Genomic DNA, 23,070 nt, shown 5'->3' with positions numbered 1-23,070 from the left:
CTCCGGCGGTGGACCCCACCGGTTCCTCATGCTGTGAGAAGGCGATAGCCGGCGCGCCCGAGTCGAGGCGTGCCGGCGTTCAGTGTCCTTGCGGAAATCTCGCGGGGGCGTGTAGCAACGCCAGATGACTGGCCAAGGCGTGTCAGGGGCTCCAGGATAGAATGCGGCTTCCGGAGTGAAGGCCGGTCTTCCATGAGTTCCTTGCCAGCCCACGACATTCCACTCGGCACCGTCCTACGGGACACGTACGAGATTGCCGGCGTGCTCGGCCGGGGAGGCATGGGCACCGTCTTCCTGGCGCGTCATCTGCGGCTTCCGGGTCGGCAGGTGGCGATCAAGGTGCTGCGGCCGGACTCGAGCCTGGGGAAGGATGTCTATCTTCGCTTCCGGCGCGAGGCGGAGATTGCGTCGCGGCTGGGCCATCCGAACATCGTGGAGGTCATCGACTTCGACACGCTGGAGGACGGCTCGCCGTTCCTGGTGATGGAGCACCTGCGCGGGATGCCGCTGTCGCGGCGCATGCGCAAGGGCGCGCCCCTGACGCTGACGGAGGTGTACTCGATTGCCCGGCAGATGGGCTCCGCGCTCCAGGCGGCGCACGGCGCGGGGGTCATCCACCGGGACTTGAAGCCCGGCAACGTGTTCCTCGTGCCCATGGAGATCGCGGGCATGTCGGTGGAGCACGTGAAGCTGCTCGACTTCGGCATCTCCAAGATTCTCGATTCGAAGACGGTGCAGACGCAGGACGCCATCCTGCTGGGCACGCCGCAGTACATGGCGCCGGAGCAGGCCACGGGGAAGAACAAGGACGTGGACCTGCGCACGGACATCTTCTCGTTCGGGTGCATGGTGTACGAGATGCTGGCCCGCAAGCTGCCCTTCAAGGACGGGGGCATCCTGCCGGAGCTCATCTACCGCATCGTTTATGATCCACCGGAGCCCCTGGCCGAAGTGGCGCCGGAGACTCCCGCGCACGTCATCCGCGCCATCGAACAGGCGCTGGCCAAGCGCCCCGAGGACCGCTTCCCGGACGTGAGCGCCTTCATCGCCGCGCTCACCGGGACGCCGCTGCGCACCGTGACGCCGCCCGCGGACGTGCTGCTTCAGCCCGTCGTCGCGCAGGCCGCCGCGCACGTGCCCACGGCGACCGTGCAGCCCCGGCCCATCGCGTCGCCCCCGTCGAGGCCCGCCACGGTGGCCGCCGTGCCCCGCCGTCCGTCCCAGCACGCCGGGTCCCGCCGCTCCGCGCAGGGTGAGCCCGCGCAGTCGCCTGAAGCCTTGCGGCGCTCCGCGCAGGGTGAGTCCGCGCAGTCCGCTGATGCGTCTCGACGCCCCGCGCACGGTGAGTCCGCGCAGTCGCCGGAGGCTTCGCGACGCTCGGCGCAGGCAGACGCCTCACGACCTTCGGAGGCTTCGGGCCTCATCGGGAAGTCGGTGCGTGTGTCGCCGCCGAAGGTCGTGTCCTCCGCTCCGCCCGCGCCTCCGGTGGCCGAGCCCGCAGCGGCGGTTCCGCTCGAGGTGTGGAGGCCCTCGGTCGCGAATGCCGCGCCGATGAGTCCGGACCCTTCGGAGCCCGACTCGGTCCCCGAGCCCCCGACGATTCGGTCCGCCTCGCGAGGTGTCCTGGCGGGCTCGCGCAAGGTCTGGGTCTGGATGGCGTTGGCCGCGGGCGTGCTCATCGCCGTGGGCGTGGGGTTCTCGCGAGTCCTGCCCTTCGCGTCTCGGGAGGACTCCGTGTCCGCCTCCGCCGACCCGGCGGCTCCTCCTGTCCAGGCGCCCGCGAGTCCCCCGGATGTAAATCCCACCCTGGCGCGCGAGGCCCCCGCGGACCCACCCAAGGCGAAGGCCGACTCAGAAGGCGCACTGGCGGTCGGCTCTCCGGAAGCCGCCCCTCCATCGGCGGAGACGAGCGTGACCCCAGAGGTGAAGGCGAAACCCCGGGGCAACGGAACCCCACCGAATGACGCCGCTCGAAACCCCGTGGGCACCTCGCGTCCGACGCTCGATGCGGAGCGGCGACGCAGCCCGGAGACCATCCAAGAAGGCGCGCTCGCGGACCTCGAACTGGCGGAGAAGGCGCTGGCGAGCGGAGACACCAGCGAGGCCCTCCACCTGGTGCGCCGCAGTCAGCGGTCGCAAGTCACAGGCGCCTCCTTCGCGCTGCTGACGCGGGTCCACTGCCGCCAGGGAGATTTGTCCAACGCGCGCACCGTCTGGCTTCGGGTTCCCACGGCGGAGCGCGCCCAGGTTCGCCAGTACTGCAAGCAGTACGATATCGCCCTGTGACGGCGGCGCCCGTGTCGGGCGTCCACGCGGGGCTCAACAAACAGGGGGCGTTGCTTGAGAGTCTTGTTGGCGTTGAGTGTCGTCATCGTCGTCGCGCTCGGTTGTTCGCGGAGCGCGCGGCCCACCACCGAAGCACCAAAGCCGGAGGGCACGGGGCTCGTCTTCACGTCCGAGGGTGGGGATATCATCACCATCGTCCCGCTCCTGCCCGCGGAGCCCCGACGGGCCCTGGTCCAGTTCCACGCCCCGGGCGATGACCTGGATGGGAAGGTGGCGCTCCACAGCGTCGGTGACGACAACTCCTACTGGACGGACTGGCGCGGCAAGCGTCTGCGCCTGGTGCGACTGGCGCCGTCCCAGAAGTCGAACGGGAGGAACACCCTCAACCGCTTCGACAAGGAAGACCCCGTCACCCTCTACGCGAGCGAGGAGCGCTCGAAGAAGGTGGACGTCGAGGACGTGGTGGAGCTGTACCAGCGCCAGCTCGCCGACGGCACGCTCACCCGCGCCGCCGCGTTCGACAAGGCGTTCTGGGCCGCATCCGAGGAGCGCGACCTGGCCGAGAAGGTGAAGACGCTCAACCAGACGTGCGGCTCGAACGTGGCCGTCCAGGTGGCCTGGGACACCGTCTCCGACAAGGAGCTGAGCGAGTACCCCATCGGCGCGTACTGCGCCGGGCCGCTCGAGGCCCTCGAGTTCCTGTGCCGGGGCTCGGAGGAAGCCCGGCGCACCGTGAAGAGCACGCTGAAGCGGGTGGAGTGCCGCAACGGCGCCGCCTACGGAGGCAAGGTCGAAAGCGGCGCGCTCCAGTGGACCATCGCCCCCGCCGCGGGCGGCATGGACACGGCCTCCTACGCCGACTTCTTCCTGGACCACCTGTGAGGCTCCATCCCATGCCCCTGGCCCATCGCCTCGCCCTGCTCCTGACGTTGTCGTCCACCGCCGTCCTGGCCCACGAGCCCCCCTGGGCGCGCGAGGACTCGCTGCGCAAGCGCATGCTCCTGGAGCGCACCGCCGTCTGCACCGACGGCAAGGGGCACTACGTCTCCTCGACGGAGGTCTTCGACAGCTCGCAGCCGCAGCTCTTCTACGGAGACGGCGCCACCTTCACCGAGATTCCCATCGCCCCCAACGTCGTCCGGCTCCCCACCGGCTCGTACTTCGAGCCCCGCTTCTGGAACCCGGACCTGGAATCCAACGCGAATGGCGTGGACGCGCGCGCGTACTCCGTCGTCCAGGTGGACCCGAAGGAGGGCACCTGCTCGGTGCGCTGCGGCCAGCGCGCGACGGCCTTCAAGCTGCTGGCGACGGAGACCTCGCGCGAGCTGCTGCGCAAGGCGGCCTATACCCCCAGCCCCATGAAGTACGAGCCGTACGCCCTCCTGCGCGACACCAAGGGTGTCTACTTCCTGGTGGAGCGGGGCAGGCTCCAGGCCGAGCAGAAGAGCTTCCGCGTCTTCATCGGCCCCCGTGGCCGGATGAAGCAGCAGCAGATGGTCAACGTCGTCTCCGACTCGAAGGGGGAAATCTTCTCCACGAAGAAGGGAGACCTCCAACTGCTGCTGGACCGCGAGCTGCCGTCGCTCTGGGTGGAGAAGAAGGCCCGCCGCAAGCTGCGACAGGTGCCTGTCTCGGAGAACCTGGCGCTCATCTACAACGAGCTCGGCATCTACACCGGCGCCCGCCTGGGAACCCCCTGCGACGACCTGTGAGGCCCACCCCTCACCTGTCCTGAGAAGAACGCGCACCTGACTCACTGCGTTGGAGGTCGGACACCCGTGGAGTCCGACCTCCTGGGCTGTTTGTGCGTCGCGTCAGTGATGAATTATCCTGATGGAGTCGAGCAGAGTGGTTCAGTGTTCGTCCCATCGCTCCCCGGCCCTGACGCAGCGGGACTGAGAGCGAGCGGCCGTCGAAGCCGAGACGTCAGGAGCGAGGGACTTCACGCGATGCATGGCCGCGCCCGTCCGGGCGAGAGGTCATCCGGGGCCCGGTCCCAGCCGTGACGGGGGGCTCGGCTGGGACCGGGGACCTCGTCCTGGAGTAACATTTTGGACAATTGGCATCGGGGGGAGGGGAGTTGAGCGATGGTGGTGGAGGAACCCGAGCCGGGGAAACTGTCGGCCATCCTGTTCACGGGCATCGAGGCCGCGGGACGCCAGTCCTGGCGTGACGAAGCGCTCCAGCAGGTGGTGCGCGACGAGCACGCCGTGCTGGTCCGCGAGCTGCTCCCGCGACACGGTGGCCGCGAGGTGAAGCGTCTGGAGGACGGCTTCCTGCTGGAGTTCGAGGGCGGGCTGGCCGCCGTGGACTTTGGCCTGGAGCTGCAGCGGGCGCTGGAGGTGCACAACGGGCTGGTGGCCGTGGAGCGCCGCGTGGTGATGCGCGTGGGCGTGCACCTGGGCGTCGTCGTGCACCGCGACGGTGAGGTGTTCGGCGAGGGCGTCAACCTGGCCGCGCGCATCGAGGCGCTGGCGCGGCCCGGCACCCTCTACGTCAGCGAGACGGTGGCGCGGCAGGTGGAGGGGCAGCTGGAGTCCCCGCCGGTGCGCCTGGGCCGGGGCGAGATGAAGAACATCCGCCTGCCGGTGGCCGTGTATCGCATCGACCCGCCGGAGCACCGCCGTCGCCAGCCGTGGTTGTCGCGCGTGCGCTCGTTCCTGGGCCGCAACACCCCGGCGAACTGAAGCGCGGGCGTCCCGTGGCGTGGAGCGCTACCGTGCGCGCCATGTCCCAGCTCACCCTCGTCGTTGCCTCGAAGAACTATTCCTCGTGGTCGCTTCGGCCGTATCTGGCGCTGGCCCACACCGGGCAGCCGTTCCAGGAGGTGGTCATCCCCCTGGACACACCGGAGACGCGGGAGCTCATCGCCCGTCACTCCCCCACGGGCCGTCTGCCGCTGCTCAAGCATGGCGACGTGTCCATCTGGGACTCGCTGGCCATCTGCGAGTACCTGGCGGAGACGTTTCCGGAGGCCCGGCTGTGGCCCCAGGAGCGCGAGGCCCGCGCGGTGGCGCGCGCGGTGACGGCGGAGATGCACTCCAGCTTCACGAAGCTGCGCGAGCACATGGGGATGAACCTGCGCGCGCGCCGTCCGGGACAGGGCCGGGTGCCGGGCGTGGCCGAGGACATCGCCCGCATCCAGGCGCTGTGGACCGACTGCCGCGCCCGCTTCGGGCAGGGCGGGCCGTTCCTCTTCGGCCACTTCACCATCGCGGATGCCTTCTACACGCCGGTGGCCACGCGCTTCGTCACCTACGACGTGGCGCTGGAGCCGGTGTGCGCCGCGTACCGCGACACGCTCCTGGCCCAGCCCGCCTTCCAGAAGTGGGCGGAGGCGGGGCTGCGCGAGCCGCCCGTCGCGAAGTACGAGTGAGCCGCCGGCTTGGGCCTCAGTCCAGCCGGCCCTCGCGCACGCGGGCGAACAGCTCGTCGTAGCGCTCCTCCGAATAGATGCGCGCCAGCTCCGCGAAGCGGCCCTCGCGCAGCTGGCGCAGGTACGCGTACTTGGTGGAGTGGTAGCCGGCCACGCCCCACGCCAGCCGGGAGGCGTCCGCTCCGCCCCGGAAGACGGCGCCGGTGAGCACGCAGTCGCGCACCCACGCGGCCAGGCGCTGGATGACCACGGGCTTGAGCCTGCGTTGCTCGAAGTGGGCGCGCAGGGCCCACAGCAGCGCGTAGCGCTCCTCCTTGGCGCAGCGGCGCGCCACCGAGGTGGCGAAGCGGTGGTCGATGGGCGCCAGCACGCGCCCGCCCCGCATCTTCGGCAGGGCCTCATGGACGATGTGCCGCGCGTGCCACACGGCCTTCTCCCGCCGCACCAGCCGTGCGCGCCACTGCGTGCGGAAGAGGAAGCGGCGGCCTTCCATCTCCGCCCAGTCGCGCCGGGGCAGCCGGTAGACGTCGGCGTCGGGCGAGGAGCCCTTCCACGCGCGCAGCGTGTCCACGGCGCCGGGCTCCAGCGACTCGTCCGAGTCCAGGTAGAAGACGTAGTCGCATGGCGCCAGCGCGTTCACCGCGGCCACTCGCGCGGCGCCATAGCCCTTCCAGGAGTGTGGCACCGAGCGCGCCCCCAGGGAGCGCGCCAGCTCCCCCGAGCCGTCCGTGGCGCCGGAGTCCAGCGCCACCACGTCATCGCAGAGGGCCAGCAGGCCGCGCAGGCAGGGCTCCAGCGTGTCCTTGTTGTCGCGGTGCAGGACGTAGCCACCGAGCCTCATAATCCGAGCGCCTCGAGCTGGGTGTCGAAGGCGGCGGCGGTGGTGAAGAGCTGGCCGCGCAGGCCCAGCGCGTTGGCCGCGTCCACGAACTCCGGCAGGTCATCGAAGAAGGCGGCCTCTTCGGGCGCGCAGCCCGCGCGCTCCAGGGCGATTCGGTAGATGTCCGGCTCCGGTTTGACGCTGCCCACCTCGCAGCTCATCACCAGCGCATCGAAGCGCTGGAGCAGGGGCAGGCGAGGCCGCAGGTAGGCCGCGTGCAGCGCGTTGGTGTTGGACACCAGCACCAGCTTCACCCGACCCACCAGGGACTCCACCCGGGGGAGCACCGCGTCGTGGGTGGTGAAGTGGCTGCTCCACAGGGGCGCGAACTCCGCCATGGGCAGCTCCAGGTTGAGCGCCCCGCACACACTGCGGCGGATGCCCTCGGCGTCCAGGAGGCCCTTGTTGGCCGCGGTCCATCCCGCGCCCATCAGCCGCTGGGAGACCTCGTGCGCCTGCATTCGGGCACAGGCTCCCAGCCTGGAGAACAGCAGCGCGTTGTCGTGGAAGACGAGGACGTTGCCCAGGTCCAACAGGACCGCCTTCACCGCCGCCATTCATGCTCCTCGTGCCGCGCGGCCCGCGCGGGCCCGGGCGTCGCCCCACCGCTGACGCCCGGACTGCTGTTCCGGAAATTCCGGAAAAGGCCACGCTAGAGGAGGGGAACGCGTTCAGGCAAATCGCGGGCCGGCACGGTGGAGTAGTCGGAGCCCACGTCCAGCAACACCCGCTGTCGGACGCGGGTGCTCAGCGCCTTGCGCAGCCGCCCGAGGAATTCAGGGGGCGCGGCGATGACGAGCTTGTCGAAGGCGTGGCGGTCATGCCCCTTGTCCAGGACGCCGGACAGCTCCCGGGCGAACCGCTCGTGCTCCAACTCCTTGCGGCCATTGGGCTCATTCTCACCGGGGGGCCCGTGCAGGGTGCCGGCGTTGGGGTTGTCTGGCTGGTCGCGCAGGTCATCGCCCTTGGCCCTGCTCTCCTCGTGGTGGAACTCCTCGACCAGACTCCAATCCTTCTCCGCCTTCGCGTCCGTCGCGAAGAGCCTTGCCCGGCTCGCGTTCCCCACAAGAATCCAGAGCTTTGCGTCCGCCATGTGTCACGCCTCCTTAGGATGGGAGATGAGGACCCACGCGACACCCGGCAAGCTTCCGGCCCCGAGCCGCTTCCCCTTCGTGCGCAGGGCAGGCGGCCATGTCGCACAGGGTTGACACCCACCCCCAGACCCACGGTGTCTGGAATCTGACCGATCATTCCGTTGGGAATGGCAAAGGAGTAGAACGGCGGGATGCGCATTCCCGTCGTTCTGCCTGTCGCCATGCTGGCGCTCGCGCTGCTGGCCCGTCCCGCGCGGGCTCAGGAGCAGGGCGGCCTGGGGCTGGACCTCAGCTCCGAGACCTCCTCCCAGGAGTCCCCGTCGGAGCAGCCGGGCGGACAGGACATGGGGTTGGACCTGCGCGCGGAGGACGAGAACGCCGTGTCGCTGACACCGCGCTTCATCCTGGTCGGGTTGGACACGCCGGAGCGCGCGGGCTCGCAGCAGGCCTCGGTGTGGCTGCGGGAGCTGGCGAAGGGCGCGATGTCGTCCGGCATGGTGGACTTCGGCGCGAGCCCCCGGGAGGTGCGTGAGCGGCTGGAGGCGAACTACGACGCGGCGCTGCGCTGCACGCAGGCGTCGTGTCTGGCGGAGCCGGCCGAGTCGCTGGACGCGGACCTGCTGACGACGGCGCGGCTGTCGCTGGAGGACGCGGGCTGGACGCTGCGCGCGTGGACGTACGACAGGGACAAGGGCGTGGTGCACGAGGACGTGGTGTCGGGGCGCAACCCGAAGGACGCGGCCTTCCAGCAGGAGGCGGCCACCAAACTGGGCAATCGGATGATGGCGCTGGGCCGACCACGCGCGCTGCTGAAGGTGAGCGTCAACGTTCCCACGGCGGTGGTGAAGGCGGGCGAGCGCATCCTCGGCGTGGGAAGCGTGGAGGCGCGCCTTCCGCCGGGCACCGTGCAGGTGGAGGTGTCCGCGGATGAGTATGCGTCCTTCACGCGGACGGTGACGCTCAAGCCCGGTGGGCGCGAGGAACTGGAGGTCCGCATGGAGATCTCCGGCCCGGCGCCGGAGGGTCCCGAGGACGCGGTGGCCCGACAGGTGGCGAAGCGCGGTCGCGGCACGCCCATCTACAAGCGGCCGGCGTTCTACACCGCGCTGGTGGGCCTGGCGGCGGTGGGCGTGGGCGCGGTGCTGGGCAAGGGCGCCAAGGACGTGGAGGGCCGGGCGAAGGACGCGGATGGAGACGGGATGTTGGATGTGTCCCGCAAGGAGCGACTGGATGCGCAGTCGCAGGCGAACCTCGCCACGGCGCTGCTCATTGGGGGTGGCGCGGTGACGGCGGGCAGCGTGACGTGGCTGTTGGTGGTGCCCTCGCGCAGCGAGGTGCCGACGCCCGCGGGCACGGTCAGCGCGGGCGCGGCCACGGCGGTCCATGTCGTCGTCGGCGGGAGCTTCTGAGCTTTATGAAGACCTTCAATTCCTGGCTGCGAGCCTTCGCCGCCCTGCTGCTGGTGTCCGGCGCGGCGGGCTGCAAGGTGGAGTTCCCCGACAACGCCGCCTACACCTGCGCGGTGGAGGCGGACTGTGGTGGGGACGGTTATCTGTGTACGGCGCTGCCCAACGGGGGACCCAAGTACTGTTGTCTCCCGGAGCCCGACGAGAAGTGCAACGGCGTGGACGACGACTGCGACGGCGCGGTCGACGAGTTGGAGGCGGCGTGCTTCTCGGGTGCCGCCAACCTGCGCAACGTAGGCGCGTGCCGCGATGGCCAGTCCGTCTGCACCCGTGAAGGCACGGTGGCCTGCGTGGGCGATGTGCTGCCCGCCGGCGAGCGCTGCAACAGCGTGGATGACGACTGCGACGGTCAGGTCGACGAGGACTTCGACCGGATGACGGACCCGTTCAACTGCGGCACCTGCGGCACGGCCTGCACCGCGCAGCAGAACTGCGTGGAGGGCCAGTGTCAGAAGCGCACGGAGCTCGACTGCGGCAACGGCATCGATGACAACCGGGATGGTCCGGCCGACTGCGCGGACCGCGACGACTGCGACAACCAGGCCTGCGGCGCGGGCTGCACCTGCCAGAACGGGAAGAAGACCGAGACGGGCTGCGGCAACGGCGTGGACGACGACGATGACCGGAGCATCGACTGCGCGGACCGCGACGACTGCGACAACCAGTCCTGCGGCGCCGGCTGCGTGTGTGACCAGGGCCGCAAGGCGGAGTCGCTGTGCACGCCCGACAGCGCGGACGAGGATGGCGACGGCCAGCTCAACTGCAACGACACCGACTGCGAGCGCAAGGAGTGCGGCCCGGGACTGGCATGTCGTGGCATCAATTGTGTCGAGGGCGCGTGCGGCAACGGGAATGACGACGACACAGACGGACAGACGGACTGCGCGGACGTGGACTGCGGCGGTCAGTCGTGCGGCATGGGCTGCACCTGTCTGGCGTCGGCGAAGACGGAGTCGGACTGCACCGACCGCCTCGACAACGATGGCGATGACAAGATCGACTGCTTGGATCCGGACTGTGCCAGCCAGCGCTGCGTGGCCGGTGAAGTGAACGCGGTGTGCATCAGCGAGAAGTGCGCGGAGCAGAACTGCCGCGACGTCACCGACAACGACGGTGATGGACAGACGGACTGCGCGGACCGCGATGACTGCGACTACGTCACCGTGGCCAGCAACGGCGCGACGGTGACGGTGATGTGCACCCAGGGGGCCGCGAAGGAAGTCCAGTGCTCCAACGGCCAGGATGACGACGGCAATGGGGCGATTGACTGCCAGACGGGCAACGCGGACGCCAACTGCGTGAGCGGCGAGTGCGGGCGCGGCTGCAGCTTCCAGAACTGCACGCGCCGGGAGACCCTTTGCTCGGATGGTCGTGACAACGACGGCAACAACGGCCTGGACTGCGCGGACTCCGACTGCAACAACCAGTCGTGTGGCACCGGCTGCGTGTGCACCGGCGGCGCGCGTCGGGAGACCATTTGCAGCGACGGCGTCGACAACGATGGCCTCAACGGCATCGACTGCGCGGACTCCGACTGCAACAACCAGTCGTGCGGTACCGGGTGTGTGTGCGGCGGCACCACCCCCAAGGAGACCATCTGCAACGACCTCGTCGACAATGACGGCAACAACGGCATCGACTGCGCGGACACGGTGGACTGTCCGAACAACGCGGCCTGCACGCGCGTGGTTGGAAGCAACCGCGTGCCGGGTGTCTGTCAGGCGGGCTCCTGCACCTGAGCACCTCCCTGGAGGTGGGGGTTTCCCGGCCCCGTCTCCCGTCTCATCCTTCCTCTCCGCGAGTCGCAGTCGTGATCCTCTCCCTGACGTCCCAAAGCCCGGTGAGCGAGCCTGTCCGGTGGAGGACGGCGCACGAGGCGTGGGCGCGTCCGTGCGGGCTGACCTCTCCTGCGCGGGGAGAAGGGTCTTCGAGGACCTCGGATGCGTCGTCTCCACAGGGAAGGAACGGCGCTGACGTTGGATGGAAGACAGAGGGCCCGGCGTGGGTTGCCGTTGCTCCTGAGCATGGAGAGTTCTTCACACCATGGGCAACGATGACCTCTTCGCGCAGACCCTGCTGTCCGGTCGTGGAGGCTCCATGAGCGGAGAGCCCCGGATGGGCGAGGAGCTGCGGGAGGGCTTCGTGCTGGGCAGCTACCAGCTGGAGACTTTCCTGGGTGAAGGCTCCATGGGGCGGGTGTTCCAGGCGCGTCACGCGCGGCTGGGGCGGCAGGTGGCCTTGAAGGTGCTGAAGCCGGAGCACGCGCGGGACGGCGGCTTCGTGCAGCGCTTCTTCCAGGAAGCCCGCACCGTGAATCAAATCAACCACGAGCACATCGTGGAGATTTTCGACTTCGTGGACGAGGGCGAGGGCGGCCACGTCTACTGCGTCATGGAGCTGCTGCGGGGCCAGGGGCTCGGCGTGCTCTTGAAGCAGGAGCCGCTGTCGCTCGCGCGCATCCAGCGCATCGCCGTGCAGGTGTGCGCGGCGCTGGGCGCGGCCCACCAGGTGGGCGTGGTGCACCGGGACATCAAGCCGGACAACCTCTTCCTCACCCAGCGCGCGGGCCAGCCAGACTTCGTGAAGGTGCTGGACTTCGGTGTGGCCAAGCACCTGTCCTCCGAGGGGGCTCCCACCGGCACGCTGGACGGGACCATCATCGGCACGCCGGCGTACATGTCCCCGGAGCAGGCCGCGGGCCTCTCGGTGGACGCGCGCTCGGACATCTACGCGGTGGGCAACATCTTCTACGAGATGCTCTGCGGGCATCCGCCCTTCCAGGCGGAGGCCTTCGGGCAGCTGGTGGTGCAGATCATCACCCAGCCGCCGCCGCCGCTGCCCTCGCACCTGCCTTCGGGTGAGCCGTTGCCGCCCCAGCTCACGGAGCTGGTGATGCGCTGCCTGGCGAAGGAGCCGGAGGGGCGTCCCCAGTCGCTCGCGGAGGTGACGACGGGGTTGTTGCTGCTGCCCGTCCAGGTGCCCACGTCGCCGGAGGCGGTGGCCGCGATGGAGCTGTCCGAGCGGCCCACGCGGCGGATGTCCGTCGTTGGAGCGGGGCGTCGCCGCGCGGTGATGCTGGCCGGTGGAGGCGCGCTGGCGCTGCTGACGGGCGCGCTGCTGTGGATGGGGCTGGGTGCGGCGGATGCGCCCGAGCTCGTGCAGGCGCCGGTGTCCGTTGTCTCGCCGGAGCGGAGGGTCGAGCCCAGGAAGTTGGAGGTGTTGCCTCCCGCGCCCGTGCAGCCCGGTGTGACGCTCACCGTGCACTCCTTCCCGGAGGGCGCGCAGGTGGTGCGCTCGGACACGGGTGAGGTGCTGGGCATCACCCCGCTGGTGCGCGAGCTGCCGCGCCGTGAGGTGCCGCTGAGTCTTCGCGTGGAGCTCGCGGGCTACGTGTCGTCGGAGCGCTCGGTGCGGCTGGATGCTCACACCGAACTGGAAGTGCCGCTCGCCAAGTCCCTCACGGCGCCGAAGCCGGCCGCGAACGCGAAGAAGGGGAGCCGGAACGCGACCGCGCCTCGCAAGGGCGCGCGCGCCGCGAGCGCCGCCCCCGCATCACGTTGAGCGCGGACCGCCGGGCTCCTGCTCCACGCAGCGCGGTGAGTTACCCACCCCTCGTCACGGACAGTGTCGGGTGGTTGCGTTGCTGGCGGTGCATCCGCGCTCCACGCAGCGGCGCAGCGGGGTGAGAGCCCAGCCTGCGCCACTCCGGTTGCCGCGCTGCTGGCGGCGCGCCCGCGCTCCACGCAGCGGCACCGAGGTCTTCCCGCCTCAGCGCGAGGCGGCCGTCTGCGCCAGCACCTGCGCGGCGATGCGGGAGATGCGCTCGTCGAAGCCGCTCGCGTCGTGGAAGGTGAGGCGCACGTCGCCGACTTCCAGCTTCGCGCCCGGACTCAGCACGGTGCCCTCCTCGGGGAGCTCCTGCCCATCCAGCTTCACCGGACGGGCATCCGCCACCCTCGCCACGTGCCAGCCCGCGTCGGGGCGGGGCGTGAGGATGAGCTGCTCCCGCGACACCGTGGCGTCGTTGATGACCAGCGCGTTGTTCGAGGCGCGCCCCATCCGCATGGGGCCTCGCTCGGCCAGGGCCACCAGTTCGAAGCACATGGCGTCCCCGGCGGGCAGGCAGTCCCGCAGGTCCGTCAAGGGCAGCCGAGTGGCACCCACGTTCCCCTCCGTCGTTTCGGGGACGTTCCACGCGCCTGCCTCCCACACCAACCAGGGGTGTGGGTACTTGGCGCGAAACTTCTCCTTGAGAGCCATGTGCTGCCTCACGAGCAGCGAGAGCAGCAGAGCGCGTGCCATGGGTAACTCATAACCTCTTCGGGGCCCGCCAGGCGCGAGAAGGTGGGTTTGGGTGTCCACGAATGGTCGGAATCCAGGCGAGGAGGCCCCTCTCGCGCCCGGGCGGGAGCCTGTAGTACACCCGCGCCCACATATGTCTGGAGGTCCCATGCGTCGCCTGCTGCTCGCCCCGTTGTTGCTCCTCGTCCCCGCCTGCAAGGGTGAAACCGCGAAGGACGTCACCGCCGCGGTGGTGGGCAAGACGGTGGAGGTCGCCAAGGGCGCGGGCAGCGGCGTGGTGGAGGGCATGAAGGAAGGCCGCAAGGGCGCGGTGAGCACGGATGGCTCGCGCACGCTGTCCGCGGCCGACGAGGTCCACGCCAACACGGAGCTGTCCGTGCTGGAAGTGAAGGCGTCCAGCGGGGGCGGGGTGGAGGTGGTGCTGGCCGTGACGAACAAGACGGCCGAGCCGCTGCACCTGCTGGGACTCCAGGAGGGTGGCGGCGCGCAGTTGCTGGACAAGGACGGCTTCGCCACGCCGCTCCAGGCGCGCTCTCCGGGACAGGCCGCGGACTCCATCAAGGTGCCGCCCTCGGTGAAGGTGAAGGCGAGCGTCTTCTTCGATGGCGAGGCCGACAAGGCCGCGAAGGTGCGGCTGTGGGGGCGCGAGTTCACGGTGTCGGGCACCGCCACCGCCGCCACGCCCCAGCCCTGACGCTGGTTCCCTCCAGCCACTGGAGACGTTGATGCGCCGTCTGTCCGCCGTCCTGCTGTGCGCGACGCTGCTGTCCGCCTGTGATGACTCCGAGGGCGCGGCGTACGTGCCACCTCCGCCCTTCACCCAGACGTATCCGGATGGGGGCGTCTCGCCGGACGGCGGCTCGGGGCCGGAGAGCTGGGCCTGTCAGCGCTCGGCGGTGGTGCGCGGCGCGCCCATCTCCCTGTGGGTGAACCTGCAACTGGCGATGAGCCGCGCCACCTCACCCGAGGTCCGCACGGCGGCCATCGACCAGTTCGTGGCGGATGTGGCGGCGCAGGGCGGCACGCCGCTGGTGAGCGATGCGCGCTCGGGCCGGCAGCGGGTGGTCTTCTTCGCGCGTGGCGACTCCGCGCGCGACACGTCCGTGGCTGGCGACTTCAACGAGTGGTCTCCCACCGCCACGCCGCTGGCGCAGGTGCGTGACACGGACCTGTTCGTCGCGGAGGTGGACATCCCGCGCACGGGGCCGCACCCGTACAAGTTGGTGAAGGGTGGAGGCTTCTTCGAGGACCCTCGGGCGAAGCACGTGGTGTGGGACCGCCTCAACCGCAACGCGGTGGGCCAGTTCAACTCGCTCGTCTATCCGGACGCACAGGACGCGACGAAGGGGCGGCTCACCGCCTGGTACGGCGTGCGCGCCACGGTGCTCGGGGATGCGCGCGACGTGTTCGTCTACACGCCGCCGTCCTACGACGGTCCGGAGTGCCCGACGCTGCCGGTGATGTACGTGCACGATGGCAACGAGAGCATCACCCGCGAGTCCTTCGTGGACGCGGCGGACGCGCACTACAAGGCGCGGCCCCAGGACGCGGCGGTGCTCGTCTTCGTGGCGCTTCCCACGCAGGACGTGCGGCTGGCGCAGTACACCTTCGCGCCCGCGCGCGCCCCGGGCTGGCCCGCGCCCAAGGGCGATGAGTACCTGGCCTTCCTGAAGGATGACCTGATGCCTCGCGTGGAGGCGGGCTTCCGGGTGAAGACGGGTCCCCAGGACACGGGCATCTTCGGTGCGTCATTGGGGGGCCTCATCTCCGTGTACGCGGGCTTCCAGTTCCCGGAGAAGTTCGGCTTCGTGGGCACCCAGTCGGGGACGTTGTTCTGGCCGCACGACGGTGAAGTGGACCGGGACGACGGCAACGCCATGGTGCTGCGCGCGGCGCAGGAGCCGGTGGTGCCGGTGCGCTTCTACGTGGACCACGGCTCGCCGGCGACGGGCTGCACGGACGACGGCGAGCAGGGCTCCGACGACTGTCAGTCCAACCTCCAGTTCATCGCGGCGCTGAAGAGCCGGGGCTACGACGTGGCCCACGTGCACGAGCCGAGCGGGCAGCACGACTGGTCCTTCTGGAAGAAGCGCCTGCCGAAGCTGCTCTGCGTGTTCCGCAACACCGACGCGAAGGTGTGCGGCCTCTAGGGCTTCAGAGTCTGGCTGCGATGGCTCGGGCCAGTCGGCCTGGGGCCTCGGGGTCCAGTGACAGGAAGAGGGAGGGCTCGGTGACTTCCACTTCCTGCAGGCGCGAGACGCCTTCGTTGTCGGTGGCCACGTCCACGCGGGCGTAGAGCAGCGGCTGGCCGATGGCCTCCAGCACGCGCTCGGCCAGGAGTGACTCGTCGCGGTTGTCGGGCGTGAAGACGGTGGGCTGCGCGAAGCCCCGGGGCGCGGACTTCAGCGTGGGGGGCCGGCGCACCGCGTGGCTGAAGGCGCCGTCGAAGGAGATGTAGCTGCGCTCGCCCTCCGTCTCGAAGGCGGTGAGGTAGGGTTGCACCATGAACTCGCACTCGGCGGCCAGCTCCGTCACGAGCTGAGTGGCGGCGGCGGCTTCGGCGCGCGGAAGAATGTGTGTCTTGAGTGCGCCCGCGGACACGGCGGGCTTGAGGACGACGGCGTCCCAGCCGCGCGACTTCACCAGGGCGCCGATGTCGAGCGTGCCGCCGCGCTCCACCCAGACGGTGGGCGTGACGGGGATGCCCTTGGCCTCCAGCTCGCGCAGGTAGAACTTGTGCGTGTTCCAGCGCAGCACGTCGGCCGGGTTGTGGAGCTTCGTGAGGCGGCCGACCTTCTGTGCCCAGGCGACGAAGGTGTCGCGGCGCAGGTGGCTGTCCCAGGTGGTGCGCACGACGGCCATGCGCACGGTGCGGAAGTCCACCGTCGGGTCGTCCCACACGACAGGCCGCGCATCCAGTCCCAGCGCCTTCAGGGCGGGAAGCAGGGGAGCGTCGAAGGCGTCGAGCTCCGGCAGGTCGGCATAGGTGAGGACGGCCACGTCCATGGTGTGTTGCTCCCGGTGAGGCGTGCGCGCCCTAAGTAGCGCGAAGGCGCCGAGCGCGCAGGGATTTTGAGTGGAGGGGCGGCTGCCGCGCGGGCGATGCCCGGAGCGTGGTTGCCCGAGCAGGGAGGCCCTGTGCGCGGTGGCGGATTGAACGCCGATGCGCGTCAGGCCCGAGGGCGCGGTGGCTGGTCGCGCCTCGACGTGCATCAGGCCGGGCGAGCGGTGGCGGGGGCGCGAGGCGGTGCCTGTCCGCCCGCATCACTGGCCTTGTCCTTCTGGTTGCGCTCTTGCGCCTCACGCAGCGCGTTCGCGAGCAGCGCCTGTCCTCGGGGATAGGGCGCGGCTTCACCGCCTATCGCGAGCATTTGCTGTCGCAGCAGCGCGCCGCTGGCCGTGCGTTGCTCGGGCCGCTTCTCGAGCAACCCCATCACCGCCGCGTCCAGCTCGGGCGGCACCTCCGGGTTGAAGTGCGAAGGCGGCGCCAGCTCCTGGTCCAGCGTGGCGCGCAGCAGCGCTTCCTGCGTGGAGCCCTGGAGCGCGCGTCGGCCCGTGAGGGCCTCATGCAGCGTCAGCCCCAGCGCGAAGAGGTCCGCGCGCCCATCGAACGGCCGTCCCGCCGCCTGCTCGGGCGCCATGTAGCCCAACTTGCCGCGCACACTCCCTGCCGCCGTGAGCTGCGAGCGCGCCGAGTCCCGCGCAATCCCGAAGTCCGACAGCTTCGCTTCCCCGAAGCGGGACACCAGCACGTTGGGCGGGTTGAGGTCCCGGTGGACCAGCCGCAGCGGCTGTCCATCCGCGCCCGTGCGGCGGTGCAGATAGTCGAGCGCCGCCGCCAGTTCCGCGCCCAGGAAGGTCACCGCCGCCACCGGCAGCGGCCGGCGCGACAGCCCCCGCATCAGCGAGCTGAGCGGCATGCCATCCACGAACTCCATCGCCAGGAAGTACGTGCCGCCATGCCGCCCCAGGTCGAACACCTGGACGATGTTGGGATGGTTGAGCGACGAGCACAGCTCCGCCTCCCGGCGGAACATGGTGACGAACTCATCGTCGTCCGCGAACGAGGGGAGGATGCGCTTGAGGGCCACCTGCTTCTGGAAGCCACCCTCCGGGCAGTACGTCGCCCGGTACACCTCCGCCATGCCTCCGGCACCCACGCGCTCGTGCAGCACGTATTTGCCCATGACCTCCTGCTCCCGCAGGGCGGACAGCGCCCCCCGCGTCAGCTGGAGGAAGTGCCGCGCCAGCGTGGCGGTGAAGACCCCCGCGGCCACGAAGAAGAAGGCCCGCGTGGCGATGAAGCGCGGCGTCAGCGTGATGAGCGCCGACTCCGGCAGCAGCGGCTGGACGAAGAGGAAGTAGATGCCCAGGTACTCGGCGGCCACCAGGATGCCCGCCGCCAGCGCCAGCCGGGGATTGCTGCGCAGCGTCGCGAGCGTAATCAGCGTGGGCCAGATGACGAGCGTGGGCGCGGTGAGCGCGTAGATGGGCCCCTGGAAGCGCAGGTCGAACGCCAGCACCACCGCGGGGATGCTGACCTCAATCGCCACGTTGAGCCAGGGAATCGCCGGGTGGAACGCACCCGAGCGCAGCACTCGCCACAGCGCCGTGTAGTAGAGCGCCAGCACCGCCGACAACCCCATGAGGGCCTGCGTCAAGCCCCAGCCAATCGAGGGCCCCAGCGCCGCGGCCACCACCACCGACGCGCCCGACAGGCCCGCCATGAAGCGCGCCACCGACAGCTCCCGGGCCTGCGCATCGCGTCGTAGGTGTCCGTCCAGGAAGCGGGAGACGGGGCTCGTCAGGGTGTGCGCGGTCATCGGTCGTCCCACTCTACAAAAAGCTGGGAACTCGACACGGCCCCCCGGCCCTCCAGCCCGCATCTGGCTCGTGGGGTCGTCCTGACTACAGGTATTTCGGGGCGGGGCCCCGGGGTCGCCTGTCGCTGAAATGTTTCACGAGCTACTCTCCGCGCGTGTCGAGGACGTACCGCCTCACCCCAGGCCGGTGTCCCCGGGAGACCCACGAGATGCGAAAGTTCCCTCGCTTGCTGCTGGCCGCGCTCGCCGCGGTGTTGCTGTCCCACGTTGGTTGCTCTGGCGACGACAGGCCGGAATGTGAGGGCGCGAGCTGCGTCGCCCCTGCCGTCTGCGGCAACAGCGCCAAGGAAGAGGGCGAGCAATGCGACGACGGCAACAGGGTCAGCGGCGACGGCTGCGACGCGGACTGTACGGTGACGCCCGAGGTGGAGAAGCCCGTCTGTGGCAACGGGAAGCTGGAGGGCACGGAGACGTGCGACGACGGCAACGCGGCGGACGGTGACGGCTGTCAGGTGGACTGCTCGCTGACGCTGACCCGCTGCGCGGCGGCGGACGTACCCCCGCTCGCGGATGGGGCCACGTGCGCGGTGACGAAGGCCGGCAATGGCGCGCGCCTCTTCACGGGCGTCGTGCTGAAGGACGGCGAGACGCTGGTGGGCGGCCAGGTGATGGTGAACCCCCAGGGCGTCATCACCTGCGCGTCGTGTGACTGCTCCACCGAGGATGGCGCCGCTGAAGCCACCCACATCTCGTGCCCGACGGGTGTCATCTCCCCGGGCCTCATCAACCCGCACGAGCACGTCACCTTCCAGAACGGCCCCTACGCGTGGACGGACGAGCGCTACGAGCACCGGCTGGACTGGTACCGGGGCCTGGGCAACCACACCCGCGTCGCCAACAGCACCCGGTCCGCCGCGGACTCGGTGGGCTTCATCGAGCTGCGCCACCTGCTCTCGGGCACCACGTCCATCGCGGGTGTGGGCGGCGTCGCGGGCCTCCTGCGCAACCTGGACCAGGTCCCCGTGACTCGTCAGGAGGGCATGGACATGTGGGTCGCGGTCTCGGACACCTATCCGCTGGGGGACCAGGAGACGGACCTGCGGGCGGATGACTGTACCTATGCGCGGATGCCGAGGACGTCGAGCCTGTCCAAGGTCGCCGCCTACCTGCCGCACCTGGGCGAGGGCATCAGCACGGAGGCCTACAACGAGATTCGCTGCGTGTCCGTAGCGCCCAATGACGTGCTGCAGCCGCGCACGACGCTCATCCACGGCATCGCGATGACGGCGCGCGAAATCACGCTGATGGCGGACCGGGGCACGGCGCTCATCTGGTCGCCGCGCTCCAACCTCACGCTGTACGGCGACACCGCCATGGTGTCCGCGTACAAGCGGCTGGGCGTGAGCATCTCGCTGAGCACCGACTGGGCCCAGTCCGGCTCCATGAACATGCTGCGCGAGCTGAAGTGCGCGGACACGCTCAACACCGTGCAGTTCGCCCGGACGTTCAGCGACGTGGACCTCTGGAAGATGACGACGGCCAACGCCGCGGAGGCGGTGGACATGCAGAGCCGCGTGGGCCGCCTCGCGCCGGGCAAGCTGGGCGACCTGGCCATCTACTCGCTGCGCACCCACGCCAGCTCGCCGCACCGGGCGGTCATCTCCGCCGAGCCCGCCGATGTCGTGCTGACGATGCGCGCCGGCAAGGCGCTCTACGGCGACCAGACGCTGGTGGGCGCGCTGAAGGCCGAGGCGGAGGCGTGCGACGCGATGGACGTGTGCGGCACCGCCAAGACCGTCTGCCTCCAGTCGGAGCTGGGCAAGAACCTGGAGGCGCTGAAGGCCGCCAACCCCGTGGGCTATCCGCTGTTCGCCTGCGGCGTTCCCCAGGGCGAGCCTGTCTGCGTGCCCCGCCGCATCTCGAACAATCCGGACTTCCCGGCGTCGGTGCGCGGCTCGAACGTCTACTCCGGTGAGAGCAAGGTGGATGACCCGGATGGCGACGGGTTGCGCAACTCCATCGACAACTGCCGCACCATCTTCAACCCCATCCGTCCCATGGACGGTGGCAAGCAGGCCGACTCGGACAGCGACGGTGTGGGCGACGCGTGCGACCCGTGCCCGCTGGCGGCGAACACCTCCGCGTGCACGCACGTCGTCGTCGGCGACGATGACCAGGACGGGTTCCCGACGTGGCAGGACAACTGCCCCTTCACGTCCAACCAGGACCAGGCGGACCAGGATGGAGATGGCAAGGGTGATGCGTGCGACGTGTGCGCCGCGACGCCCAACGCGGGCCACCTGGGTTGCCCGTCCAGCATCCACGCGCTGAAGACGCGGGAGGACGGACGGCTGCCCCTGGAAGGGCGGCCGGTGTCGTTCAACGACGTCATCGTCACCGCCGTGGTGAAGGGCGCCGCGACGGTGGAGGGCTACTGGCTGCAGGTGCACCCGTTGCCGTCGGGAGCGAGCGTGGAGAACTCGGGCATCTACGTGTACGCGCCCAAGGGTGACCTCGCGGTGGGAGACCGGCTGGACATCGTCACCGCGACGCTGACCCTCTTCAACGGGCTGCCGGAGCTGGTGGACGTGAAGTACGTCCGGCGCAGCGCTGGCAACCCGCTGCCGGCGCCGGTGCCCGTCACCACGGCGGACATCCGCACCGGAGGCCCGAGGGCCGAGGCGCTGGAGGGCGTGCTGGTGGAGGTGTACGACGTGAGCACCACGAGCACGGTGGACAACTTCAAGCAGTTCTTCGTCAACGAGAGCGGCAACACGTCGCAGCCCGGGCTGATGGTGGACGACCTGGCGTACACCTACGCGGACCCGACGCTGGGGACGCGGTTCGGCGTGCTGCGCGGTGTGCTGACGTTCAGCTTCAGCGACTCCAAGGTGATGCCGCGCAGCATCGCGGACCTGAAGCCGCCCATGCCGTCGTTGACGGGCTTCGGGCCGGGCGACGGGTTCGTCCGCCTGGGCGAGACGGGCGCGGTGAGCACCTTCCCGCAGGCGCTGACGGTGACGCTGTCCGGCACCTACTCGGAGCCGCTCGACATCTTCATCACCTCCAGCGACAGCAGCGCGCTGCGCGTGGCCAACGGACGGGTGACGGTGCCCGCGGGTCAGAGCGCCGTGGAGGTGAAGGTGGAGCCCCTGGCCCCGGCGGCGAACGTGACGCTGACCGCGTCGCTGCGAAACACCACCCGTCAGGCGTCGTTCCGGGTGCTGGGCGCGACGGAGCAGCCCGCCATCACCGGGCTGACGCCTTCCGAGGCGACGGTGGTTCCGGGAGGCTCGGTGAGCTTCGCGGTGGCGCTGGACCGTCCGGCCCCCGCGAACTCCACCATCGCATTGACCGTGAATCCCACGTCGGGCTTCGGCACGCTCACTCCGGTGGATGGGGCGCTGACGGTGGCGACGAACGCGCTGGAGGCGACGTTCACCCTCACTGTCGACGAAACGGCCACGGGCCCCACGGGCACCGTGACGGCGGAGCTGGGCGCCAGCAGCGCGACTTCCACGGTGACGGTGGACCTGGTCTCCCCGAGGTTGTTGGGCATGACGCCCACGGGGCCGGTGGTCGTCCGGTACGGGTTGACGCAGGAGTTCCGGGTGACGCTGTCCTCGGCGCCGACGGCGGACCTCGCGGTGGCGCTGGCCGCCACGCCGGGCGCGGGTGTCACGCTCTTCGGCACGGTGCCGGCCACGGTGACGGTGCCCGCGGGCGCGACGGAGGCCACGTTCCTCTTCACCGCGGATGCGCGGGGCGAGGGCGAGGGCACGGTGGCCGCGTCGCTGCTCGGTGTGCGGCGGACGTCGGCCGTCACGGTGACGCCGCCGCCCGCGCAGCTCGCCTCGCTGACGCCCGAGACGGCGTCGGTGTACTTCGGGGCGAAGCAGGCCTTCACGGTGACGCTGGACCGCAGGGCGGCCGTCGGTGGCGCCGTCGTCACGCTGGCGGTGTCCTCGGCCACGCTGGGGTCGCTGCCTGCGGCAACGGTGACGGTGCCGGAGGGACAGACGAGCGTCCAGGTCCTCTTCACGGCGGGGACCGAGGCCCTGAGTGGCACCGTGTCCGCGACGTACGAGGGCGTGACGAAGACGGCGGCCATCACCACGGTGCCGCGCCCGGCCATCAACCACCTGGTCATCAACGAGGTGGACTACGACCCGAAGGGCACGGACACGACCGCGAACAAGGAGTTCGTGGAGATCTACAACCCCACGGCTTCGGCCATCTCCCTGGTGGGTGTGTACCTCGTGTTCGTCAATGGTTCGCCAGCGGTGCCGGCGAGCTACGAGAAGATCGACCTCGCGAGCGTCGTCTCGCTGGCACCGGGTGAGTACCTGGTGGTGGGCCCCGCGGGCATCGTGGATCCGCTCGCGGGTCAGGCGGGAATCAAGACGCTGCTGTCGACGAAGGCCATCCAGAATGGTGGCACCACGAACAGTCCCTCGGCGGACGCGGTCGCCCTCTTCGACAGTGCCACGGAATCCATCCTCGATTCGCTCGCCTACGAGGGGCCCGTCAATCAGGGCACCATCGCGGGCGTGACGAACAAGCGGTTCGACTTCACGGAGGGGCCGCGGAGCACGGCGGCGTTGGCGGACATCGACACGACGGAGGGGACGCTGGCTCGCGGCGGGGACAGCTCCGACACGAACGACAACCTGGATGACTTCAGGTTCACCACCACGCTGACCCCCGGCAGGCAGAACATCATCACCCCGCTGCCGTGACACCCCGCGCGGCGTCGAGCCGCGTGACACGGTGAGAAGTTGCTCGGGCGGCTCCCGCGATGTCGGGGCCGCCCGAGCCTTTTCGAGGGACGTGGATGGCCACG

17 protein-coding genes are annotated in these 23,070 nt (G+C 70.1%); 11 read left to right on the top strand and 6 right to left on the bottom strand.

The genetic code is table 11. The features are described from left to right. The first annotated feature begins 192 nt into the window (after positions 1 to 192). From HUA75_RS31565 to HUA75_RS31545, 5 genes are all read left to right on the top strand, one after another. The gene (locus tag HUA75_RS31565; RefSeq protein WP_174488499.1) at positions 193 to 2,286 is read left to right on the top strand and encodes a serine/threonine-protein kinase; all 2,094 of its coding nucleotides are present in this window, start codon (positions 193 to 195) and stop codon (positions 2,284 to 2,286) included. A gap of 54 nt (positions 2,287 to 2,340) precedes the next feature. Continuing rightward, positions 2,341 to 3,168, top strand: a complete 828-nt coding sequence (locus HUA75_RS31560; RefSeq protein ID WP_141640956.1) for a hypothetical protein — start codon at positions 2,341 to 2,343, stop codon at positions 3,166 to 3,168. 11 nt (positions 3,169 to 3,179) lie between these two features. After that, positions 3,180 to 3,998 (top strand): hypothetical protein, encoded by an 819-nt coding sequence (locus HUA75_RS31555; protein WP_174488498.1) that lies wholly within the window; start codon positions 3,180 to 3,182, stop codon positions 3,996 to 3,998. Between the two features lie 375 nt (positions 3,999 to 4,373). Then, positions 4,374 to 4,973, top strand: a complete 600-nt coding sequence (locus tag HUA75_RS31550; RefSeq protein WP_141640954.1) for an adenylate/guanylate cyclase domain-containing protein — start codon at positions 4,374 to 4,376, stop codon at positions 4,971 to 4,973. A gap of 41 nt (positions 4,974 to 5,014) precedes the next feature. Beyond that, entirely contained in the window at positions 5,015 to 5,662 is a 648-nt protein-coding gene (locus HUA75_RS31545) for a glutathione S-transferase family protein (protein ID WP_174488497.1), read from the top strand. 16 nt (positions 5,663 to 5,678) lie between these two features. Here HUA75_RS31545 and HUA75_RS31540 read toward each other — a convergent pair whose 3' ends face one another. From HUA75_RS31540 to HUA75_RS31530, 3 genes are all read right to left on the bottom strand, one after another. Continuing rightward, entirely contained in the window at positions 5,679 to 6,503 is an 825-nt protein-coding gene (locus HUA75_RS31540) for a glycosyltransferase family 2 protein (RefSeq protein WP_174488496.1), read from the bottom strand. After that, the gene (locus HUA75_RS31535) at positions 6,500 to 7,099 is read right to left on the bottom strand and encodes an HAD family phosphatase (protein ID WP_141640952.1); all 600 of its coding nucleotides are present in this window, start codon (positions 7,097 to 7,099) and stop codon (positions 6,500 to 6,502) included. The genes HUA75_RS31540 and HUA75_RS31535 overlap by 4 nt, the downstream gene beginning before the upstream one ends. Positions 7,100 to 7,194: 95 nt before the next feature. Next, complete coding sequence (locus tag HUA75_RS31530) at positions 7,195 to 7,635, bottom strand: host attachment protein (RefSeq protein ID WP_141640951.1); 441 nt, start codon at positions 7,633 to 7,635, stop codon at positions 7,195 to 7,197. Positions 7,636 to 7,827: 192 nt separating this feature from the next. Between HUA75_RS31530 and HUA75_RS31525 the strand changes: the two genes are divergently transcribed. The 3 genes from HUA75_RS31525 (at position 7,828) to HUA75_RS31515 (ending at position 12,663) form a co-directional block, all read left to right on the top strand. Next, on the top strand, positions 7,828 to 9,045 hold the full coding sequence (locus HUA75_RS31525) for a hypothetical protein (protein WP_174488495.1): 1,218 nt from the start codon (positions 7,828 to 7,830) through the stop codon (positions 9,043 to 9,045). Positions 9,046 to 9,050: 5 nt separating this feature from the next. Continuing rightward, a complete protein-coding gene (locus HUA75_RS47060; protein WP_254627860.1) occupies positions 9,051 to 10,841 on the top strand; it encodes a hypothetical protein in 1,791 nt (596 codons plus the stop codon). A 304-nt stretch (positions 10,842 to 11,145) separates the two neighbouring features. After that, positions 11,146 to 12,663, top strand: coding sequence for a serine/threonine-protein kinase (locus tag HUA75_RS31515; RefSeq protein ID WP_174488494.1), 1,518 nt, complete (start codon positions 11,146 to 11,148; stop codon positions 12,661 to 12,663). Between the two features lie 207 nt (positions 12,664 to 12,870). Here the strand turns inward: HUA75_RS31515 and HUA75_RS31510 are convergent, their stop codons facing one another. Continuing rightward, complete coding sequence (locus HUA75_RS31510) at positions 12,871 to 13,404, bottom strand: FHA domain-containing protein (RefSeq protein ID WP_141640948.1); 534 nt, start codon at positions 13,402 to 13,404, stop codon at positions 12,871 to 12,873. Between the two features lie 148 nt (positions 13,405 to 13,552). On the opposite strand from HUA75_RS31510, the gene HUA75_RS31505 reads away from it, so the two are divergent. Together HUA75_RS31505 and HUA75_RS31500 are read left to right on the top strand one after the other, a co-directional pair. Beyond that, positions 13,553 to 14,098, top strand: a complete 546-nt coding sequence (locus HUA75_RS31505; protein ID WP_141640947.1) for a hypothetical protein — start codon at positions 13,553 to 13,555, stop codon at positions 14,096 to 14,098. A gap of 31 nt (positions 14,099 to 14,129) precedes the next feature. Next, positions 14,130 to 15,554 carry an esterase family protein gene (locus HUA75_RS31500; RefSeq protein WP_174454416.1) on the top strand — a complete coding sequence of 475 codons (1,425 nt, stop codon included), beginning with the start codon at positions 14,130 to 14,132 and terminating at the stop codon, positions 15,552 to 15,554. Positions 15,555 to 15,558: 4 nt separating this feature from the next. On the opposite strand, the gene HUA75_RS31495 is transcribed toward HUA75_RS31500, so the two are convergent. Together HUA75_RS31495 and HUA75_RS31490 are read right to left on the bottom strand one after the other, a co-directional pair. Then, positions 15,559 to 16,410, bottom strand: coding sequence for a RimK family alpha-L-glutamate ligase (locus HUA75_RS31495; protein ID WP_174488493.1), 852 nt, complete (start codon positions 16,408 to 16,410; stop codon positions 15,559 to 15,561). Between the two features lie 206 nt (positions 16,411 to 16,616). Next, positions 16,617 to 18,227, bottom strand: a complete 1,611-nt coding sequence (locus tag HUA75_RS31490) for a serine/threonine-protein kinase (protein WP_141640943.1) — start codon at positions 18,225 to 18,227, stop codon at positions 16,617 to 16,619. Positions 18,228 to 18,436: 209 nt separating this feature from the next. Here HUA75_RS31490 and HUA75_RS31485 point away from each other — a divergent pair, with 209 nt between their 5' ends. Then, a complete protein-coding gene (locus tag HUA75_RS31485) occupies positions 18,437 to 22,966 on the top strand; it encodes an amidohydrolase family protein (protein WP_174488492.1) in 4,530 nt (1,509 codons plus the stop codon). Positions 22,967 to 23,070: the final 104 nt, after the last annotated feature.

Origin of the sequence: Myxococcus sp. CA040A, assembly GCF_013336725.1 — a bacterium.
Classification (GTDB): domain Bacteria; phylum Myxococcota; class Myxococcia; order Myxococcales; family Myxococcaceae; genus Myxococcus; species Myxococcus llanfairpwllgwyngyllgogerychwyrndrobwllllantysiliogogogochensis.
This window is presented reverse-complemented; position numbering and strand designations above follow the sequence as displayed.

Coding starts and splice junctions, on each gene's coding strand:
- HUA75_RS31565 (WP_174488499.1), top strand. CDS start 193: ATGAGTTCCTTGCCAGCCCACGACATTCCACTCGGCACCGTCCTACGG.
- HUA75_RS31555 (WP_174488498.1), top strand. CDS start 3,180: ATGCCCCTGGCCCATCGCCTCGCCCTGCTCCTGACGTTGTCGTCCACC.
- HUA75_RS31550 (WP_141640954.1), top strand. CDS start 4,374: ATGGTGGTGGAGGAACCCGAGCCGGGGAAACTGTCGGCCATCCTGTTC.
- HUA75_RS31545 (WP_174488497.1), top strand. CDS start 5,015: ATGTCCCAGCTCACCCTCGTCGTTGCCTCGAAGAACTATTCCTCGTGG.
- HUA75_RS31540 (WP_174488496.1), bottom strand. CDS start 6,503: ATGAGGCTCGGTGGCTACGTCCTGCACCGCGACAACAAGGACACGCTG.
- HUA75_RS31535 (WP_141640952.1), bottom strand. CDS start 7,099: ATGGCGGCGGTGAAGGCGGTCCTGTTGGACCTGGGCAACGTCCTCGTC.
- HUA75_RS31530 (WP_141640951.1), bottom strand. CDS start 7,635: ATGGCGGACGCAAAGCTCTGGATTCTTGTGGGGAACGCGAGCCGGGCA.
- HUA75_RS31525 (WP_174488495.1), top strand. CDS start 7,828: ATGCGCATTCCCGTCGTTCTGCCTGTCGCCATGCTGGCGCTCGCGCTG.
- HUA75_RS47060 (WP_254627860.1), top strand. CDS start 9,051: ATGAAGACCTTCAATTCCTGGCTGCGAGCCTTCGCCGCCCTGCTGCTG.
- HUA75_RS31515 (WP_174488494.1), top strand. CDS start 11,146: ATGGGCAACGATGACCTCTTCGCGCAGACCCTGCTGTCCGGTCGTGGA.
- HUA75_RS31510 (WP_141640948.1), bottom strand. CDS start 13,404: ATGGCACGCGCTCTGCTGCTCTCGCTGCTCGTGAGGCAGCACATGGCT.
- HUA75_RS31505 (WP_141640947.1), top strand. CDS start 13,553: ATGCGTCGCCTGCTGCTCGCCCCGTTGTTGCTCCTCGTCCCCGCCTGC.
- HUA75_RS31500 (WP_174454416.1), top strand. CDS start 14,130: ATGCGCCGTCTGTCCGCCGTCCTGCTGTGCGCGACGCTGCTGTCCGCC.
- HUA75_RS31495 (WP_174488493.1), bottom strand. CDS start 16,410: ATGGACGTGGCCGTCCTCACCTATGCCGACCTGCCGGAGCTCGACGCC.
- HUA75_RS31490 (WP_141640943.1), bottom strand. CDS start 18,227: ATGACCGCGCACACCCTGACGAGCCCCGTCTCCCGCTTCCTGGACGGA.
- HUA75_RS31485 (WP_174488492.1), top strand. CDS start 18,437: ATGCGAAAGTTCCCTCGCTTGCTGCTGGCCGCGCTCGCCGCGGTGTTG.